Origin of the sequence: Caballeronia temeraria, assembly GCF_001544795.2 — a bacterium.
In the GTDB taxonomy this organism is placed as follows: Bacteria; Pseudomonadota; Gammaproteobacteria; order Burkholderiales; family Burkholderiaceae; genus Caballeronia; species Caballeronia temeraria.
In genome coordinates this window covers 82156-99992 of record NZ_FCOI02000005.1, presented here as the reverse complement: position 1 = coordinate 99992, position 17837 = coordinate 82156, and the positions used below count along the sequence as shown (strand labels likewise).

General features: G+C 64.5%; 18 protein-coding genes. 16 read left to right on the top strand and 2 right to left on the bottom strand.

The window, feature by feature from the left end:
- Positions 1-12: 12 nt before the first annotated feature.
- Positions 13-309 (top strand): YciI-like protein, encoded by a 297-nt coding sequence (locus AWB76_RS09735; RefSeq protein WP_061160166.1) that lies wholly within the window; start codon positions 13-15, stop codon positions 307-309.
- 13 nt (positions 310-322) lie between these two features.
- On the opposite strand, the gene AWB76_RS09730 is transcribed toward AWB76_RS09735, so the two are convergent.
- Positions 323-1315: a LysR family transcriptional regulator gene (locus AWB76_RS09730; protein ID WP_061159945.1), complete on the bottom strand. Its 993-nt coding sequence runs from the start codon at positions 1313-1315 to the stop codon at positions 323-325.
- Positions 1316-1502: 187 nt separating this feature from the next.
- Positions 1503-2768: a mechanosensitive ion channel family protein gene (locus AWB76_RS09725; protein WP_061159944.1), complete on the bottom strand. Its 1266-nt coding sequence runs from the start codon at positions 2766-2768 to the stop codon at positions 1503-1505.
- A gap of 218 nt (positions 2769-2986) precedes the next feature.
- On the opposite strand from AWB76_RS09725, the gene AWB76_RS09720 reads away from it, so the two are divergent.
- From AWB76_RS09720 to AWB76_RS09650, 15 genes are all read left to right on the top strand, one after another.
- Positions 2987-3973: a MurR/RpiR family transcriptional regulator gene (locus AWB76_RS09720; RefSeq protein ID WP_061160165.1), complete on the top strand. Its 987-nt coding sequence runs from the start codon at positions 2987-2989 to the stop codon at positions 3971-3973.
- Positions 3970-4944: an isoaspartyl peptidase/L-asparaginase family protein gene (locus AWB76_RS09715; protein ID WP_061159943.1), complete on the top strand. Its 975-nt coding sequence runs from the start codon at positions 3970-3972 to the stop codon at positions 4942-4944. Before AWB76_RS09720 ends, AWB76_RS09715 begins: the two co-directional genes overlap by 4 nt.
- On the top strand, positions 4941-6833 hold the full coding sequence (locus AWB76_RS09710; protein ID WP_061159942.1) for a dipeptide ABC transporter ATP-binding protein: 1893 nt from the start codon (positions 4941-4943) through the stop codon (positions 6831-6833). The genes AWB76_RS09715 and AWB76_RS09710 overlap by 4 nt, the downstream gene beginning before the upstream one ends.
- Positions 6834-6858: 25 nt before the next feature.
- Complete coding sequence (gene gsiB, locus AWB76_RS09705; protein ID WP_061159941.1) at positions 6859-8409, top strand: glutathione ABC transporter substrate-binding protein GsiB; 1551 nt, start codon at positions 6859-6861, stop codon at positions 8407-8409.
- A 48-nt stretch (positions 8410-8457) separates the two neighbouring features.
- Positions 8458-9378, top strand: coding sequence for a glutathione ABC transporter permease GsiC (gene gsiC / locus AWB76_RS09700; protein ID WP_061159940.1), 921 nt, complete (start codon positions 8458-8460; stop codon positions 9376-9378).
- 7 nt (positions 9379-9385) lie between these two features.
- Positions 9386-10276 carry a glutathione ABC transporter permease GsiD gene (gene gsiD / locus AWB76_RS09695; RefSeq protein WP_061159939.1) on the top strand — a complete coding sequence of 297 codons (891 nt, stop codon included), beginning with the start codon at positions 9386-9388 and terminating at the stop codon, positions 10274-10276.
- Complete coding sequence (locus AWB76_RS09690) at positions 10273-11283, top strand: DmpA family aminopeptidase (protein WP_061159938.1); 1011 nt, start codon at positions 10273-10275, stop codon at positions 11281-11283. The genes gsiD and AWB76_RS09690 overlap by 4 nt, the downstream gene beginning before the upstream one ends.
- A gap of 2 nt (positions 11284-11285) precedes the next feature.
- Complete coding sequence (locus tag AWB76_RS09685; protein WP_061159937.1) at positions 11286-12110, top strand: M55 family metallopeptidase; 825 nt, start codon at positions 11286-11288, stop codon at positions 12108-12110.
- A gap of 87 nt (positions 12111-12197) precedes the next feature.
- Positions 12198-12416 (top strand): hypothetical protein, encoded by a 219-nt coding sequence (locus AWB76_RS09680; protein WP_244173290.1) that lies wholly within the window; start codon positions 12198-12200, stop codon positions 12414-12416.
- A 33-nt stretch (positions 12417-12449) separates the two neighbouring features.
- Positions 12450-12827 carry a fluoride efflux transporter CrcB gene (crcB, locus tag AWB76_RS09675; protein ID WP_061159935.1) on the top strand — a complete coding sequence of 126 codons (378 nt, stop codon included), beginning with the start codon at positions 12450-12452 and terminating at the stop codon, positions 12825-12827.
- Positions 12828-12996: 169 nt separating this feature from the next.
- Positions 12997-13476 carry a GNAT family N-acetyltransferase gene (locus AWB76_RS09670; RefSeq protein ID WP_061159934.1) on the top strand — a complete coding sequence of 160 codons (480 nt, stop codon included), beginning with the start codon at positions 12997-12999 and terminating at the stop codon, positions 13474-13476.
- A 122-nt stretch (positions 13477-13598) separates the two neighbouring features.
- Positions 13599-15128, top strand: coding sequence for a histidine ammonia-lyase (hutH, locus tag AWB76_RS09665; protein ID WP_061159933.1), 1530 nt, complete (start codon positions 13599-13601; stop codon positions 15126-15128).
- Complete coding sequence (gene hutC / locus AWB76_RS09660) at positions 15125-15820, top strand: histidine utilization transcriptional repressor HutC (protein WP_061159932.1); 696 nt, start codon at positions 15125-15127, stop codon at positions 15818-15820. The genes hutH and hutC overlap by 4 nt, the downstream gene beginning before the upstream one ends.
- Positions 15821-15825: 5 nt before the next feature.
- Complete coding sequence (locus AWB76_RS09655; protein WP_061159931.1) at positions 15826-16395, top strand: HutD/Ves family protein; 570 nt, start codon at positions 15826-15828, stop codon at positions 16393-16395.
- 55 nt (positions 16396-16450) lie between these two features.
- The gene (locus AWB76_RS09650) at positions 16451-17830 is read left to right on the top strand and encodes a formimidoylglutamate deiminase (RefSeq protein ID WP_061159930.1); all 1380 of its coding nucleotides are present in this window, start codon (positions 16451-16453) and stop codon (positions 17828-17830) included.
- Positions 17831-17837 lie beyond the last annotated feature (7 nt).

Genomic DNA, 17837 nt, shown 5'->3' with positions numbered 1-17837 from the left:
AAGGAGACGGCGATGCACTATCTGTTGATCTACGACCTTTGCTCAGACTATCTGGAACGCCGTGCGCAGTTTCGCGATGCCCATCTGGCCCTCGCGTGGGCGGCGGTGGAGCGGGGCGACATCGTGCTCGCGGGCGCGCTCGATGCGCCCAGCGATCGCGCGATGCTGCTATTTCACAGCGATTCGCCCGCCGCCGCCGAAGACTTCGCGAAGAACGATCCGTACGTGACGAACGGGCTCGTCGAGCGTTGGGAAGTGCGCAAATGGAACACGGTCGTGGGCGCGAACGCAGCCACGCCCGTGCGGTAGGGCCGAACCGGCTTCACGCGCCGGCGGTTTCTTCTTCCGGACGATCCCGCCGCGTGGAACCGCGACGCTGCGCCGAGCGATAAAGACTCGTCAACGTGTCGTCGATCAGTTGCGAACGCTCGAAGAGCGCCGCGAGCCAGTCGACGAACACGGACACGCGCGGCGTCGCCTGACGGCTCTTCAGAAACGCCACCGACACCTTGAGCGGCGGCGATTTCCATTGCGGCAGCACTTCGCGCAGTTGCCCCGAGCGCAGATAAGACTGCGCCGCGATGCGCAGCGGCTGGATCAGCCCGAGTCCCTCGACGCCGCACGCGAGGTACGCGTGCTCGTCGGCGACCTGCACGAAACCGCGCACCTTCATCGTGACGGATTCGCCGTCGACATCGAAATCGAAGTCGGCCGGGCGCCCGCTTTTTTGCGCAAGGCAGTTCACCGCGACGTGCTGCGCCAGTTCATCGAGCGTTTCCGGCGTGCCGTGCTTCTCCAGATAAGCGGGACTCGCGCACGTCACCTGTTCGAGCACGCCGAGCCGGCGCGCGATCAGACCGGAATCGGGCAATTCACCGAGCTGCACGCTGCAATCGACACCTTCGCCGACGAGATCGACATTGCGATTGCCGATACCGATCGACAGCTCGATATGCGGGTAGCGCGCGTGAAACTCCGGCAGCGCGGGCACGACGATCGAGGTCGCGATGGTATCCGGCATTTCGACGCGCAGCCGTCCGCGCAGGCGCTCCTCGCCCGCGCCGAAACCGGATTCGAGCTCGTCGATATCGGCGAGGATCTGCGCGCAACGCTCGTAATAGGCGGCGCCGTCGACGGTGAGATTCAGGCGCCGCGTCGTGCGTGCGAGCAATTGCACGCCGACTAGCGCTTCGAGTTGTTGCACGGTCGTCGAAACACTCGCGCGCGGCATGCCGAGTGACTCGGCCGCACGCGTGAAGCTGTTCGTATCGACGACACGCGTAAAGACACGCATGGCATGGACGCGATCGATCACGTTGAGTTTTCCTTTTATGACGATTGAGTGGCGATGCGCGAGAAAAAACGACTCCGCCGCGGCTCTGAAGCTGCGGAAAAAAGGCGCATCGGCGATGGTTAGATCGTACGGACGGGAAGCGTCAACGTGAATACACAAAACTGGCGGATTCTTGCCTGATTCTTTTCGACGGCGGGAATCGCGCAGGTCACAGCGTCGGCATTTCACCGCGCAGACGGCCCGCGACGCCGGAGAAGTCTGAGCCCGACGGCGCCTGATAGAGCCGCAGGCCCATCTCCGGCAGGATCGAGAGCAGATGATCGAAGACATCGCCCTGAATGCGCTCGTATTGCGTCCACGCGGTCGTCGCGGTGAAGCAGTAGACCTCGATCGGAATGCCCTGCGATTCCGGTTCCATCATGCGCACCATGATCGCCATGTCCTGGCGAATCTCCGGATGACGCTGCAGATAAGCAAGCCCATACGCGCGAAACGTGCCGATGTTCGTGAGCCGCCGCCGGTTCGCGGGTTCGTTCGCGAGGTCGCCGAGATTGCGGTTGGCCTGCTCGACTTCGGTCTGTTTCTGTTCCAGATAATCGTGCAGCAGGCGAAAGCGTTTGAGGCGCGCGGTTTCTTCCTCGGTGAGAAAACGCACGCACTGCGCGTCGATGCGCATGGTTCGCTTGATGCGCCTTCCGCCCGATTCGAACATGTGCCGATAGTTGCGATAGCTCTCCGAAAAGAGCTTGTAGGTCGGCACCGTGGTCACGGTGTTGTCCCAGTTCTGCACCTTGACCGTATGCAGCGCGATGTCCTTCACGAAGCCATCGGCGGCGGCTTGCGGCATCTCGATCCAGTCGCCGATGCGCAGCATGTCGTTCGACGTAAGCTGCGTGCTCGCGACGAGCGACAGCAGCGTGTCCTTGAACACGAGCAGCAGCACCGCCGAGAGCGCGCCGAGCCCGGAGAGCATCCAGAGCGGCGAACGGTCGATCAGGATCGACAGGACGAGCACGCCGCACACGAGCGCGAGCGCCAGCTTGCCGATCTGGATATAGCCCTTGATCGAGCGCGTCTGCGCTTCCTTGCTCTCCGCATAGACGTCCTGCCACGCGGACAGCGCGCTGCCCGCCGCGAAAAACACGCAGACCCACGCGCCGCCGTGCGCGACGCGGCCGATGACCGTCGCCCAATGGCCGACGCGCGGCACGTCGTCGATGCCGAGCGCGACTGTTGCGAACGGCACCGCGTACCAGAGCCGGTGATACGCGCGATGCTTGATGAACGCGCGGTCCCACTTCTGATGCCCGGCGAGCACGAGTAGCCGATGCGCGACATACAGCACGATGCGCGCGACGACCCACTGCAGAAAGAGTGCGATCAGCGCGAGCGCGACGATGCCCGCGAGCGTTTGCGCCCACGGATGAATGGCGAGCAGATGCGGCAGCGGATCGGGCAGGAAGTCGAAATTCATAAGGGCGGTTGAGGACGGGAGATGCGCGCTTTGGCACCGCGGCGCGCCCCGTATTGTGCATGATCGTGCGCGTTCGATGCATCGGACGCGACCGATGTGCGGGCCTGTGCGTGCCTTATCGAAAACCCGAGTTCGATGAAAATGAATTTTTTTTGGCGGGTTTTTCGAGTAAATATACTTTCATCGCGTTTCATCGACATGAGAGCGCAGCGCATTTTATGTCCCGTTCACTATCGGCTCGTGCGCCGGCAAGCGCCGACGATCTGATCTCCGCGCGCATCGCCGCGGCCATGCCGACGCTCACGCCGATCCATCGGCGCATGGGAGCGTTCGTACTGGCGAACCTGTTCCGTTCGGCGACGATGCGCATCGACGAACTGGCGGGCGCGGTGGGCGCGTCGGTGGCGACGGCGAACCGTTTCGCGCGCGCGCTCGGCTTCTCGGGCTATCCCGCGTTTCGCGAGGCGCTCGTGCGCGGCTTCGAGGCGACCATCGCGCCGGTCGAGCGCTTGCGCACCGCGCTCGAATCGCCCGCGACCGGCGCCGAAGTCTTCGACGCATCGCTTGCGCAGGCGGCCGCGAATCTGCGTCTCGCCCAGACATCCGTCGATGGCGCGAAGGCCGAAGCCATCGTCGATACGATCCTCGCCGCGCCGCGTGTCTTCGTGATCGGCTACGGCGCGAGCGCGTTTCTCGCCGGCCTGATGGAGCACGGTCTCACGCCGTATTGCGCGAACGTGCAGTCGCTCGCGCTGATGGGCGGGCCGTCGCACGCGGCGCGCAGGCTGTTCACGGCATCGCGCGGCGATGTGCTCGTCGCGATCGCATTCCCGCGTTATGTCGACGACACCATCACGCTTGCGCGGCTCGCGCACGATCATGGCTTGCGCGTCGTCGCGCTCACCGACAGCGCCGTGTCGCCGCTCGCGCAGGTCGCGGACCTCGTGCTTGCGATCCGCGCCGAACGCAGGCTCGCGGCGAACTGCGATACCGCCGTGCTCGCCGTCATCGAAGCGCTGTGCGACGCGGTCGCGCATCGGGCGAAGCGCTCGGTCGAGGCGGCATCGGGACTGACCGAATTCGTTTTGCCGTGGCTCGTTGCGCCGTCGCTTCCGAAAGACACACGAGCAGACCCGCAAGCCGTTCACGCCACGCGGCGCACGCCCGCGAAACGACACACTCACACGGAACCGCGCGAATCATGAAGGCCACACCAGTCATTGCAATTCACGGCGGCGCGGGCACGATCCTGCGCAGCGCGATGAACGCCGAAACGGAAGGGCGCTATCTTGCGGCGCTCACCGGCATTTTGAACGTGGGCCAGCGCGTGCTCGCCGATGGCGGCAGCGCCCTCGACGCCGTCACCGAAGCCGTGCGTCTGCTCGAGGACTGTCCGCTTTTCAACGCGGGTCACGGCGCGGTGTTCACGGCAGCGGGCACGCATGAACTCGATGCCTCCGTGATGGACGGCGCGACGCTCGAAGCGGGCGCGATCAGTTGCGTGACGCGTGTGAAGAACCCGGTCCTCGCCGCGCGCCGCGTGCTCGACGTGAGCGATCACGTGATGTTCACGGGCGCGGGCGCGGAAGCGTTCGCAGAGGCGCAAGGGCTCGAGTTCGTCGATCCGTCGTACTTCTACACGGAAGCGCGTTATCAGCAGTGGCAGAAGGCGCGGGGCACGTCGGGCACGATGCTCGATCACGATGCGACGACCAGACTCGCCTTCGGCAATGATCCGAACGAACCCATCGATCCGGACAAGAAGTTCGGCACGGTCGGCGCGGTCGCGCTCGATGCGAACGGTCATCTGGCTGCTGCGACATCGACGGGCGGCATCACGGACAAGCAGGCGGGCCGCGTCGGGGATGCCCCGATGATCGGCGCGGGCTGCTACGCCAACGACGCGACCTGCGCGGTCTCGACCACGGGCACGGGCGAGATGTTCATGCGCATGCTCGCGGCGTACGACGTGTCGGCGCAGATGGACTATCGCGGTGTGTCGCTGGAAGAAGCATCGAACGATGTCGTGATGAACAAGCTTCCGCGCATCGAAGGACGCGGCGGGCTTGTCGCCGTCGATGCGAGAGGCAACGTCGTGCTGCCGTTCAATACGGAAGGCATGTATCGCGGCTTTGCGCGCGTGGGTGAAGCGCCCGTCACGGCGATCTATCGATGATGACCCTGCCCGATGAGCGCGTCATCGACGTACACGGCCTGTCCGTGAATTTCCGCTCGCGCTCGCGCACCGTCGAAGCCGTGCGCAACATCTCGTTCACCGTCGATCGCGGCGAGACGCTCGCGATCGTCGGCGAATCGGGCTCGGGCAAGTCGGTCACGTCGCTCGCGCTGATGCGTCTCGTCGAGCATGGCGGCGGAGAGATCGTGTCGGGCCGCATCGCGTTTCGCCGGCGCAACGGGCAAGTGCTCGATCTTGCGAAGGCATCGTCGGCGACGATGCGCGGCGTGCGCGGCGCCGATATCGCGATGATCTTCCAGGAGCCGATGACATCGCTCAATCCGGTGTTCACGGTCGGCGACCAGATCGCGGAAGCCATCGCGCTGCATCAGGGCAAGAGCCGCTCCGATGCGCGCGCCGAAGCATTGCGTCTGCTCGATCTCGTGCGCATTCCCGAATCGAAGCGCGTGTTCGCGCGTTATCCGCATCAGTTGTCGGGCGGCATGCGCCAGCGCGTGATGATCGCGATGGCGCTTTCATGCAAGCCCGCGCTCCTGATCGCCGACGAGCCGACCACCGCGCTCGACGTGACGATCCAGGCGCAGATCCTGCAACTCGTGCGCGGCCTGCAGGACGAGATGAACATGGGCGTGGTGTTCATCACGCACGACATGGGCGTGGTCGCCGAAGTGGCGGATCGCGTGCTCGTGATGTATCGCGGCGAGAAAGTGGAAGAGGCGCAATCGGACGCGCTGTTTCATGCGCCGAAGCATTCGTACACGAAGGCGCTGCTCGCCGCCGTTCCGACGCTCGGCGCAATGCGCGGGACCGACCGTCCCGCGAAATTCCCGATCCTCGAAGTCGAGCCGGCGGAAATCGCGCCCGACGATGCGAGCGCGTTGCGTCCGTCGGAAGCGGTCGAGCGGGAGAAGCAGCCTGCCGTCGATGAATCCATCGCGCCGATTCTGCGCGTGCGTGATCTCGTCACGCGCTTTCCGGTGAAGAGCGGCTTGTTCGGCCGCACGACGGCGGCGGTGCATGCGGTGGAGCGCGTGAGCTTCGATCTGCGTCCGGGCGAAACGCTTGCGCTGGTCGGCGAATCGGGCTGCGGCAAGTCGACGACGGGACGCTCGTTGCTGAGGCTCGTCGAGAGCCAGAGCGGTTCCATCGAATTCGACGGACGCGACATCAGCAAGCTCGAAGGTCATGCGCTTCAAACGCTCAGGCGCAATATCCAGTTCATTTTTCAGGACCCGTTCGCGTCGCTCAATCCGCGTCTCACCGTGGGCTTTTCGGTGATGGAGCCGCTGCTCGTGCACGGCGTGGCGAGCGGACGGGAAGCGCAGGCGCGCGTCGACTGGCTGCTCGACAAGGTCGGCCTGCCGCCAGAAGCCGCGCAACGGTATCCGCATGAATTCTCGGGCGGTCAAAGGCAACGCATCGCGATTGCGCGCGCGCTCGCACTGAACCCGAAAGTCGTGATCGCCGATGAATCCGTCTCCGCGCTCGATGTCTCCGTGCGCGCGCAGATCGTCAATCTGATGCTCGATCTGCAGCGCGAGCTGGGCGTCGCGTATCTCTTCATCTCGCACGACATGGCGGTCGTGGAGCGCGTGAGTCATCGCGTGGCGGTGATGTATCTCGGGCAGATCGTCGAGATCGGGCCGCGTGCGGCGGTGTTCGAAGCGCCGGGCCATCCGTACACGCGCAAGCTGATGAGCGCGGTGCCGGTCGCCGATCCGGCGCGCAGACATGCAAAGCGCATGCTCGCCGCCGACGAGATTCCGAGCCCGATCCGCAAACTCGGCGATGAGCCGATCGTCGCGAAACTGGTCGCTGTCGGACCAGATCACTTTGTCGCCGAGCATCACGTTGGCGGCGCTTACTAGAAGCACTTCAACAAGGAGTCCAACGATGCCGTCCTTCACATTGCGCGCGATGCTCGCAGCGAGCGCGTTTGCCACACTGTCCGCACTTGCACCGGTCGCAGCGCATGCGCAAAGCACGGCCGTGATGGCCGTTGCGTCGACCTTCACGACGATGGACCCGTACGACGCCAACGACACGCTCTCTCAGGCGGTCGCAAAGTCGTTCTACGAGGGCCTTTTCGGTTTCGACAAGGACATGAAGATTCGCAACGTGCTCGCGACGAGCTACGAGGCGAGCCCCGACGCGAAGGTCTACACGATCCATCTGCGCAAGGACGTGAAGTTCCAGGACGGCACCGACTTCAACGCGGACGCGGTGAAAGCCGTGTTCGACCGCGTGACGAATCCGGACAACAAGTTGAAGCGCTACAACCTCTTCAACAAGATTGAAAAGACCGAAGTGGTCGATCCGTACACGGTGAAGATCACGCTGAAGATTCCGTTCTCGGCGTTCATCAACGTGCTCGCGCATCCGTCGGCGGTGATGATCTCGCCGACCGCGTTGCAGAAGTATGGCAAGGACATCGCGTTTCATCCGGTCGGCACGGGCCCGTTCGAGTTCGTCGAATGGAAGCAGACCGACGACCTGAAAGTGAAGAAGTTCGCCGGCTACTGGCGCAAAGGCTTGCCGAAGATCGACATGATCGACTGGAAGCCGGTCGTCGATAACAACACGCGCGCCGCGCTCATGCAAACGGGCGAAGCGGACTTCGCGTTCTCGATTCCGTTCGAGCAGGCCGCGACGCTCAAGGCGAGCCCCAAGGTCGATCTGATCGCGGCGCCGTCGATCATTCAGCGCTACGTCAGCATGAATACGCTGCAGAAGCCCTTCGACAATCCGAAGGTGCGCGAGGCGATGAACTACGCGATCAACAAGGACGCGCTCGTGAAGGTCGCGTTCGCGGGTTATGCGGTGCCGTCCGAAGGCGTCGTGCCGCCGGGCGTCGACTATGCGACGCCGAAGCTCGGGCCGTGGAAATACGATCCCGCGAAGGCGCGCGAGCTGCTGAAGGAAGCGGGCTATCCGAACGGCTTCGAAACCGTGCTGTGGTCGGGCTATAACCACACAACCGCGCAGAAGATCATCCAGTTCGTGCAGCAGCAACTCGCGCAAGTGGGCGTGAAGGCATCGGTCGAAGCGCTCGAAGCGGGGCAGCGCGTGCAGCGCATCGAGAGCGCGCCCGATCCGAAGACGGCGCCGGTGCGCATGCTCTACATCGGCTGGTCGTCGTCGACGGGTGAAGCGGACTGGGCGATCTCGCCGCTATTGAGCGGCGGTTCGTTCCCGCCGAAGCTCTTCAACACCGCGTACTACAAGAACGATCAGGTCGATGACGATCTGCAAAAAGCGCTCGCCACGACGGATCGCAGCGAGAAGGCGAAGCTCTACACCGATGCGCAAAAACGCATCTGGGCCGACGCACCGTGGATTTTCCTCGTCACGGAAAAGGTCGTGTATGCGCGCAGCAAGCGTTTGTCGGGCGCGTACGTGATGCCCGACGGCTCGTTCAGTTTCGACGAAATCGCAATCAAATGATGGACGCCGGCCGGGCCCGCGCGGCCCGGTCTTATCGAGTCTCACACGATGCTCAACTTCATCGCCAAACGCCTGCTCGGACTGCTGCCGACGCTCTTTATCGTCGCCGTGCTGGTGTTCTTCTTCGTGCACATGTTGCCAGGCGATCCCGCGCGGCTCGCGGCGGGCGCGGAAGCCGACGAAGCCACGGTCGCGCTCGTGCGTGCCGATCTGGGCCTCGACAAGCCGTTGCCGCAGCAGCTCGTGAGTTTCTTCGGCAAGGTCGTGCATTTCGATTTCGGCACGTCGACGCGCAGCAAGCGGCCCGTATCGACGGAAATCGCCGAGCGCTTCATGCCGACCTTGTGGCTCACGCTCGCAAGCATGATATGGGCCGTGATCTTCGGCATGGCGATCGGCATTGTGTCGGCGGTGTGGCGCAATCGCTGGCCGGATCGGCTGGGCATGACGCTCGCGGTGTCGGGCATTTCGTTTCCCGCCTTCGCGCTCGGCATGCTGCTGATGGAAATTTTTTCGGTGAAACTCGGCTGGCTGCCTATCGTCGACGACGGCACGTGGAAAGGTTACGTGCTGCCGTCGATCACGCTGGGCGCCGCCGTGGCCGCGGTGATGGCGCGCTTCACGCGTGCGTCGTTCGTCGAAGTGCTCGGCGAGGACTTCGTGCGCACCGCGCGCGCCAAAGGCGTGCATGAACCGATGGTCATCGTGAAGCACTGCTTACGAAACGCGATGATTCCCGTCATCACGATGATGGGCCTGCAATTCGGCTTTCTGCTCGGCGGCTCGATCGTCGTCGAGAAGGTGTTCAACTGGCCGGGGCTCGGCCGTTTGCTCGTCGATGCCGTCGAGATGCGCGACTATCCCGTGATTCAGGCGGAAGTGCTGTTGTTCTCGCTGGAGTTCATCGTGATCAATCTGATCGTGGACGTGCTGTACGCGATCATCAATCCGACCATTCGCTTCAAGTGAGGACGCGATGAGCGTGACAGCCCAAAGCGCGGCCAGCGCGCCGCAAGAGATTCGCACGCCGTGGACGGAGTTCTGGCGCAAGTTCAGGCGGCAGCACATCGCGATGATCGCGGCCGTGTTCGTGTTGCTGCTGATCGTGATCGCGATCATCGCGCCGTATATCGCGCCTTATGATCCGGAAAACTATTTCGATTACGACGCGCTTAATGCCGGTCCTTCAGCCGCGCACTGGTTCGGCGTCGATTCGCTGGGCCGCGACATTCTGAGCCGCATCCTCGTGGGCAGCCGCATATCGTTGTCGGCGGGTTTGCTGTCCGTCGTGCTCGGTGCGGTCATCGGCACGTTCTTCGGCCTGCTCGCGGGCTATTACGAAGGATGGTGGGACCGCATCGTGATGCGCATCGCGGACGTGCTGTTTGCGTTTCCCGGCATTCTGCTCGCGATCGGCGTCGTCGCGATTCTCGGCAACGGCATGGTGAACGTGGTGTGCGCGGTCGCGATCTTCAGCATTCCCGCATTCGCGCGGCTCGTGCGCGGCAATACGCTCGCGCTCAAGCATCTCACGTATATCGAGGCGGCGAAGAGCATCGGCGCATCGGACTGGACGATACTCGCGCGGCACATTCTGCCCGGCACGATTTCATCGGTGGTCGTGTACTTCACGATGCGCATCGGCACGTCGATCATCACGGCCGCGAGTCTTTCGTTCCTCGGACTCGGCGCGCAGCCGCCGACGCCCGAGTGGGGCGCGATGCTCAACGAAGCGCGCGCCGACATGGCGATGGCGCCGCACGTCGCGATCTTCCCGAGCCTCGCGATCTTCTTTACCGTGCTCGCGTTCAATCTGCTCGGCGACGGTCTGCGCGACGCGCTCGATCCGAAGCTCGACCGGCCATGATGCATATCGGTTCACTCGAAGCGGGGCCGCGCGGCACGATCGCCGATGTCGCGGGCGTGACGGCGGGGCATTGCACGCTCGCCCAAGGCGCGGTGCAAACCGGCGTCACCGTGATTCGCCCGCACGATGGCGATCTCTATCGCGACAAGGTGCCGGCCGCCGCGTGTGTGCTCAACGGCTTCGGCAAGAGCGTCGGGCTCGTGCAGGTGGACGAGCTCGGCGTGATCGAAACGCCGATCGCTTTGACAAATACCTTCGGCGTCGGCACGGTGGCGAATGCGCAGATTCGCGCGGCTGTCGCGGCGAATCCGCGCATCGGACGGGAAGAGCCGAGCGTGAATCCGCTCGTGTTCGAATGCAACGATGGTTACCTCAACGACATGCAGGCGCTCGCGATCCACGAAGCGCATTACAGAAGCGCGCTCGATGCATGCAGCGTCGACGTCGAACGCGGTGCGGCCGGCGCGGGACGCGGCATGTCGTGCTTCGAGCTGAAGGGCGGTATCGGTTCGGCGTCGCGTGTCGCGCGGATCGGCGAGCATGCGTTCACAGCGGGCGCGCTCGTGCTCGCGAACTTCGGTCGGCTGCCGCAACTGACGATCGCGGGCGAGGCCATCGGACGCACGCTGCACGTCAAAAACGAAGCGCCGAACAAACCCGAGCAAGGCTCGATCATCATGCTGATCGCGACCGACGCGCCGCTCGATGCGCGTCAATTGCGCCGTCTCGCGATGCGCGCCGCCGCCGGACTCGCGCGCACCGGATCGGTCTACGGTCACGGCAGCGGCGATATCGCGCTGGCCTTCACGACCGCGTACACGGTGCGGCACGACGCGGACTTCATCACGATGCCGCCGCTTATCAACGACGCGCGGCTCGATCCGCTTTTTCAAGCCGCCGCCGACAGCATCGAACAGGCGATTCTCGATGCGCTCTACAGCGCCGAAACGGTCGCCGGGCGCGATGGTCATCGGCGGATTTCGCTCAAGGACGCATTGAGAACATGACCATGAAAGTGCTGATCTCCGTGGATATCGAAGGCATCGCGGGCGTGTTTCATCCGGAGCAGACGCGCGCGGGCAATGCCGAATACGAACACGCGCGCCGCTGGATGACGCGCGAAGCGAACGCGGCCGCGCAGGGCGCATTCGATGGCGGCGCAAGCCAGGTGTGGATCAACGATTCGCACGGCGGCTTTCGCAATCTGATGCCCGACATGCTCGATCAACGCGCGCGTCTCGTGCTCGGCAAGCCGCGCACGCTCGGCATGATGGCGGGACTGGAAGCATCGCCGGAAGTGGTGTTCATGATCGGCTATCACGCGCGTGCGCAAAGCCGCGGCATCCTCGCGCATACGATCAACAGCGCCGCATTCGCGCGCGTCACGCTCGATGGCGATGAGGTCGGCGAGGCCGGTCTTTACGGCAGGCTTGCCGGGGAACACGGCGCGCGCGTCGCGCTGCTGACCGGCGACGACGTGTTCGGCGCCGAAACGCTGCCCGCATTTCCCGGCGCGCGCTTTCTGTGCGTAAAGACCGCGCACGGCTATTCGAGCGGCGTGACGGAAACGCCCGCCGCGGCCTGCGAGGCGATCCGGCTCGCGGCGCGCGAAACGATCGAAGCGGCCGCGTCCATGAGCCATCCAAAACGTTCGACGACGACCGGCCATCGCTGCGAACTGCGCGCGCAAACGAGCGCATTCGCCGATCTCTTCTGCCAGTGGCCGACGCTCGAACGCATCGATGCCGTGACGCTCGCCTTCGATGCGCCTTCGGTCGAACATGTCGTCCGGACACTCAATTGCCTTTCGGCAATGTCCTTCATGCTACGGTAAGCGTTTGAACGACGCGCGTTGAGTATCGTTAGAATGGAGCCATTCGCGAGATCGCCGTGGATCTCGGCATGTTTCCAGACGACGCTCATGCATACCGTCAAGCTCGAACACAACGATGACGAAGTGCTCGACCCGGCCGATCCGCAACTCGTCGTGCGCGGCTCGCTGCTCATCGACGGCCACGATGCCGGCTGCTGGGAAGAGCGCCGTGACGGCACGTGGGCGGCGCACGTGCGGCACAAGGGCGGCTGGATGGTCGAGCAAAGCCGCGGCGCGCTGATCGACCGGCTCGCCCGTGAGACATAACGCTTTTAATTTCGAACCGATTTCACCTATTTCATGTATCTGTCGATCATCGCCGTGGGGCTCGGCGGCGGCCTGGGGTCATTGCTCCGATGGGTCCTCGGCCTGCGCCTGAATGCGATTTTTCCGAATCTGCCGCTCGGGACATTCGCGGCAAACGTCATCGCGGGCTACATCATCGGCGTGGCGGTCGCTTTTTTCGCGCGCTTTCCCGATCTCTCGGTCGAATGGCGGCTGTTCATCATCACCGGATTGATGGGCGGTCTCTCCACGTTTTCCACGTTCTCGGCCGAAGTGGTCGCGCATCTTCAGCAAGGGCGGCTCGGCTGGGCGCTCGGGGAGATCGCGATTCACGTCAGCGCGTCGCTTCTGATGACCGCGCTCGGTATCGCGACGGTGGCCGTGGCTTCCTGAAGGACGCATCGGCGGCGCGGTGCAGGCATCCGTTTTTCATCGATTCGAACGTTTGCGCGCGCCCGATTCCGCCTCATTCCCGTAAAGATTTTTTTCCCGCGTTTGCAACGCTATACCGTCGCTGCCTGGGCAGCGGCTTTTTTCTTTTGACAGTAACAAAGGTGATGAAATGCCAGGGCTGCCGCTCATCGAAGTCAGACCTTATCGCGCGAGCGATCTCGACGGTGTGATCGATCTGTTCCAACGCGCCGTTCGCGAAACGGCATCGGCCGACTATAACGAAGCGCAGATCGCAGCCTGGTCGCAAGCGGATCGCGACGAATGGGAACTCGCGCGCGCGAGCCGTCCCACGTGGGTCGGTCTCGTCGACGGCGAACTCGCGGGCTTCGCCGATCTCGAGAAGAACGGTCTCATCGACATGATGTTCGTCGATCCGAGGCATCAGCGAAAAAGCGTGGCGACCTCGCTGCTCGCGCGCATCGAGGCCGAGGCGGAAGAAGCCGGCCTCTTCACGCTGCATACCTATTCGAGCGTCACGGCGCGGCCGTTCTTCGAATATTGCGGCTTCACGATGCTGCTGGCGCGCGCGGTCGTCGTGCGGGAGCAGCGCTTCATTCAGTTCGTCATGGAAAAAGTGTTGGAATCGTGAAATCTGTATAGACAACACGCGTAAATCTTCCGGGATGGCCTCAGTGAAATCCCGGATTCCCCCTTGTTTCGTCCTTTCAGCCCGTTTAGACTTGAGCCTAACTTGTATAGACAGGACGAACCATGATCACGCTCACGCCCGGAAAACTGACTCTGCCGCAACTGCGTCGCATCGCGCGAGGCTCGGACCCGCTTCGGCTCGATCCGGCCAGCTTCGACGCCATCGATGCGAGCGCGCGCGCCGTCGCCGCGATTGCCGCCAAGGGCGATCCGGCTTACGGCATCAATACGGGCTTCGGGCGGCTCGCCAATACGCACATTCCGGCCGACCAGCTGGAACTGCTGCAGAAGAATCTCGTGCTGTCGCATGCCGTGGGCGTCGGCGAGCCGATGTCGCGTCCGGTCGTGCGCCTTCTGATGGCGCTCAAGCTGTCGAGTCTCGGGCGCGGTCATTCGGGCATCCGCCGCGAAGTCATCGACGCGCTCATCACGCTATTCAATGCGGACGTCCTGCCGATCATCCCGATCAAAGGCTCGGTCGGCGCATCGGGCGATCTCGCGCCGCTCGCGCATATGTCGACGGTGCTGCTCGGCATCGGCGAAGTCACGATTCGCGGCGAACGCGCCAGTGCGCTCGACGGCCTCTCGGTCGCCGGCCTCAAGCCGCTCACGTTGCAGGCGAAGGAAGGTCTCGCGCTGCTGAACGGCACGCAGGCGTCTGCGGCGCTCGCGCTCTTCAACCTTTTCGCGATCGAGGATCTGTTCCGCACCGGGCTCGTCGCGGGCGCGCTGTCGGTCGATGCGGCCGCCGGCTCCGTCGTCCCGTTCGATGCGCGCATTCATGAACTGCGCGGCCATCGCGGGCAGATGGAGGCCGCGGCCGCGTATCGCACGCTGCTGAAGGGCTCGGGCATCAACCTGTCGCACGCGGATTGCGAAAAAGTGCAGGACCCGTACAGCCTGCGCTGCCAGCCGCAGGTGATGGGCGCGTGCCTCGACCAGATGCGACATGCGGCGGACATCCTGCTGATCGAGTCGAACGCCGTTTCCGACAATCCGCTGATCTTCCCGGATACCGGCGAAGTGCTCTCGGGCGGCAACTTCCACGCGGAGCCTGTCGCATTCGCCGCCGACAATCTCGCGCTCGCCGCAGCCGAAATCGGCGCGCTCGCGGAACGCCGCATCGCGCTCTTGATCGACGCGACGCTCTCCGGCCTGCCGCCGTTCCTCGTGCGCGATGGCGGCGTCAACTCCGGCTTCATGATCGCGCACGTGACGGCGGCCGCGCTGGCATCGGAGAACAAGACGCTCGCGCATCCGGCATCGGTCGATTCGCTGCCCACTTCCGCGAATCAGGAAGACCACGTTTCCATGGCGACGTTCGCCGCGCGCAAGCTCGGCGATATCGCGAGCAACACGGCCAACATTCTCGCGATCGAACTGCTCGCGGCGGCGCAAGGCGTCGATCTGCGCGCGCCGCATCAGACGAGCGCGCCGCTTCTCGACGTGATGAAGACGCTGCGCGCGCACGTGGCGCATTACGACCTCGATCATTACTTCGCGCCCGATATCGCCGCGATCGCGACGCTCGTGCAGGAAGGCGCGATCGCGCGGCACAGCCCGTTCTCGTTCGCGTCGGAAGAGCCCGCATGAGCACGCCCGCGTATCAGGAGATCAAGGACTACATTCTCCAGCGCATTCATGTCGGCGAGTGGAAGGAGGGCGATCAGGTGCCCTCCGAAAACGAGCTCGCGCGCGAATTCAAGGTCGCGCGCATGACCGTGAATCGCGCGCTGCGCGAACTGACCGCCGAACAGGTGCTCACCCGCGTGCAGGGCGCGGGCACGTTCGTCGCGCAGCCGAAGTACGCGTCGACGCTCGTCGAGATTCGCAGCATTTCCGATGAAATCGTCGCGCGCGGTCATACGTATAGCGCAGAGGTGCTGCATCTGGGCGCGTCGATCGTCGATGAAACGCTGGCCGCCGAAATGCATCTCGCGGTCGGCAGCCCGGTGTTTCATTCGCGCGTGCTGCACTTCGAGAACGGCGAGCCGGTGCAGATGGAAGAGCGTTACGTGAATCCCGCGCTCGCGCCGGAATACGCGCGCCAGGATTTCACGACGATCACGCCGAACCAGTACCTGATGTCGGCCGCGCCGCTGCAGCGCGTCGAGTACCGGATCGAGGCGTCGGTGCCATCGACGGAAATCCGGCTCGCGCTCGCGATGGCGGAGCACGAGCCGTGTCTGCTGCTGCATCGGCGCACGTGGTCGCGCGATGCGGTCGCGTCGGTCGCGAATCTGTGGCATCCGGGCGACCGCTATCAATTCACCGGGCATTTCTGAACGTGATGATCATTCGTGCCGATTCGCTCACGCCCACGCCGTGGAAGAACGGCGGCGGCGTCACGCGCGAAATCGCGGCGGGACCGCACGGCGCATCGTTCGATGCGTTCGCGTGGCGTCTGTCGCTGGCCGACGTCGCATCCGATGGCGCGTTCTCGACCTTCGCGGGCGTCGATCGCGTGCTCGTGCTGCTCGATGGCGCCGGCATGCGTCTGACGCAAGCGGACGGCGGCGTGCATGCGCTCGATGCGCCGCTCGCGATGGCGCGCTTCGCCGGAGAAACGCCGATCCACGCGACGCTGATCGACGGCCCCACGCGCGATTTCAACGTGATGGTGCGCCGCGACCAGGCACGCGCGACGGTCGACGCCGGGCGCACTTCAGGCTCGCTCACGCTCGACAATGACCTGACGTTTCTGTTCTGCGCGCAAGGCCGGATCGATATCAAACTCGCCGATGACACCCGTCATACGCTCGAAGCAGGCGACACGCTGCGCGTCGATGGCGCAACGGCGCTGGAATGCGCGCATCGGGATGACGCGGCGTGGCTGCGCATCGGCATCGACATGATGTGAGAAAGGCGGACGGCTCGCGAGTAGCCGCGCATCGACATAAGAAAGGAGACAAGGGATGAACGCATTCTTCGCCGGGCACGCGCGACTCGCCGATGGCTGGCGGCGCGACGTGCTGCTCGAATGGGACGACGCCGGCACGCTCGTGCGCGTCGCGCCGGACAGCGCCGCGCCCGCGGGCGTCGAGCGGGCCAAAGGGCCGGTTTTGCCCGGCATGCCGAACCTGCACTCGCACGCGTTTCAGCGCGCGATGGCGGGCCTCACCGAATATCGCGCGAGCGTCGCCGATACGTTCTGGAGCTGGCGCGATCTCATGTATCGCTTCGCCGCGCGCATCGGTCCGGAATCGCTCGCGGATATCGCGCACTGGCTTTACATCGAGATGCTGAAGGCGGGCTACACGTCCGTGTGCGAGTTCCATTACGTGCATCACGCGCCCGATGGCGCGCCGTATGCGAATCGCGCCGAACTCGCCGAACGTGTGGTCGACGCGGCGGAACGCGCGGGCATCGGCATGACGATGCTGCCGGTGCTCTACGAATACAGCGGCTTCGGCAAGAGCGCGCCGCGCGACGATCAGCGGCGCTTTCTCAATACGCCCGACACGCTGCTCGGCATCATCGATTCGCTTGCGCGCTCGCGGCCCGAGAACGGCGCGCGGCGTTACGGCGTCGCGCCGCATTCGCTGCGGGCGGTGTCGGGCGAGTCGCTCGCGGCGGTCATCGAAGGACTCGATGCGCGCTTCACGCGCGCGCCGCTGCATATCCACATCGCGGAGCAGGTCGCCGAAGTGGAGGCGTGCCTTGCGGCGACGGGGCATCGTCCGGTGGAGTGGCTGCTGGAGCGCTTCAACGTCGACGAACGCTGGTGCCTCGTGCACGCGACACACATCGATGCCGGCGAATGCGCGCGTCTTGCCGCGAGCGGTGCGATCGCGGGCCTGTGTCTCACGACCGAAGCGAATCTCGGCGATGGCGTCTTCCCGTCGCGCGACTATCTCGATGCGGGCGGGCGCATCGGTGTGGGCTCGGACAGTCATGTCGGCGTCGACTGGCGATCGGAGTTGCGTCTGCTCGAATACGGCCAGCGCCTGTGCCGACAGCAACGCAACGTGCTGGCATCGCCGACGCAAAGCCGTCCCGCCGATCGTCTCTTCGATGCCGCGCTCGACGGCGGCGCGCACGCGACAGGCCGGCCCGTCGGCCTGCTTGCGGAGGGTTCGCGCGCGGACTGGCTCGTGCTAGACGACGCGCATCCGGGCATCGGCGGTCATGCGCGCGACGCGTGGCTGTCGAGCGCGGTCTTCTGCGAACATGGCGAGACGCCGATCCGCGATGTTTTCGTCTCCGGCCGCAAGGTGATCGATGCGCGCCGTCACGCGGACGAAGACGAATCGCTCGCGCGTTATCGTGCCGCCTTGCGCGGCTTGCTGGATTGAGGTCATC

Coding starts and splice junctions, on each gene's coding strand:
- AWB76_RS09715 (WP_061159943.1), top strand. CDS start 3,970: ATGAAGGCCACACCAGTCATTGCAATTCACGGCGGCGCGGGCACGATC.
- AWB76_RS09650 (WP_061159930.1), top strand. CDS start 16,451: ATGAACGCATTCTTCGCCGGGCACGCGCGACTCGCCGATGGCTGGCGG.
- gsiD (WP_061159939.1), top strand. CDS start 9,386: ATGAGCGTGACAGCCCAAAGCGCGGCCAGCGCGCCGCAAGAGATTCGC.
- AWB76_RS09710 (WP_061159942.1), top strand. CDS start 4,941: ATGATGACCCTGCCCGATGAGCGCGTCATCGACGTACACGGCCTGTCC.
- AWB76_RS09655 (WP_061159931.1), top strand. CDS start 15,826: ATGATCATTCGTGCCGATTCGCTCACGCCCACGCCGTGGAAGAACGGC.
- AWB76_RS09670 (WP_061159934.1), top strand. CDS start 12,997: ATGCCAGGGCTGCCGCTCATCGAAGTCAGACCTTATCGCGCGAGCGAT.
- crcB (WP_061159935.1), top strand. CDS start 12,450: ATGTATCTGTCGATCATCGCCGTGGGGCTCGGCGGCGGCCTGGGGTCA.
- gsiC (WP_061159940.1), top strand. CDS start 8,458: ATGCTCAACTTCATCGCCAAACGCCTGCTCGGACTGCTGCCGACGCTC.
- AWB76_RS09735 (WP_061160166.1), top strand. CDS start 13: ATGCACTATCTGTTGATCTACGACCTTTGCTCAGACTATCTGGAACGC.
- AWB76_RS09685 (WP_061159937.1), top strand. CDS start 11,286: ATGAAAGTGCTGATCTCCGTGGATATCGAAGGCATCGCGGGCGTGTTT.
- gsiB (WP_061159941.1), top strand. CDS start 6,859: ATGCCGTCCTTCACATTGCGCGCGATGCTCGCAGCGAGCGCGTTTGCC.
- hutH (WP_061159933.1), top strand. CDS start 13,599: ATGATCACGCTCACGCCCGGAAAACTGACTCTGCCGCAACTGCGTCGC.
- AWB76_RS09720 (WP_061160165.1), top strand. CDS start 2,987: ATGTCCCGTTCACTATCGGCTCGTGCGCCGGCAAGCGCCGACGATCTG.
- hutC (WP_061159932.1), top strand. CDS start 15,125: ATGAGCACGCCCGCGTATCAGGAGATCAAGGACTACATTCTCCAGCGC.
- AWB76_RS09725 (WP_061159944.1), bottom strand. CDS start 2,768: ATGAATTTCGACTTCCTGCCCGATCCGCTGCCGCATCTGCTCGCCATT.
- AWB76_RS09690 (WP_061159938.1), top strand. CDS start 10,273: ATGATGCATATCGGTTCACTCGAAGCGGGGCCGCGCGGCACGATCGCC.
- AWB76_RS09680 (WP_244173290.1), top strand. CDS start 12,198: ATGCATACCGTCAAGCTCGAACACAACGATGACGAAGTGCTCGACCCG.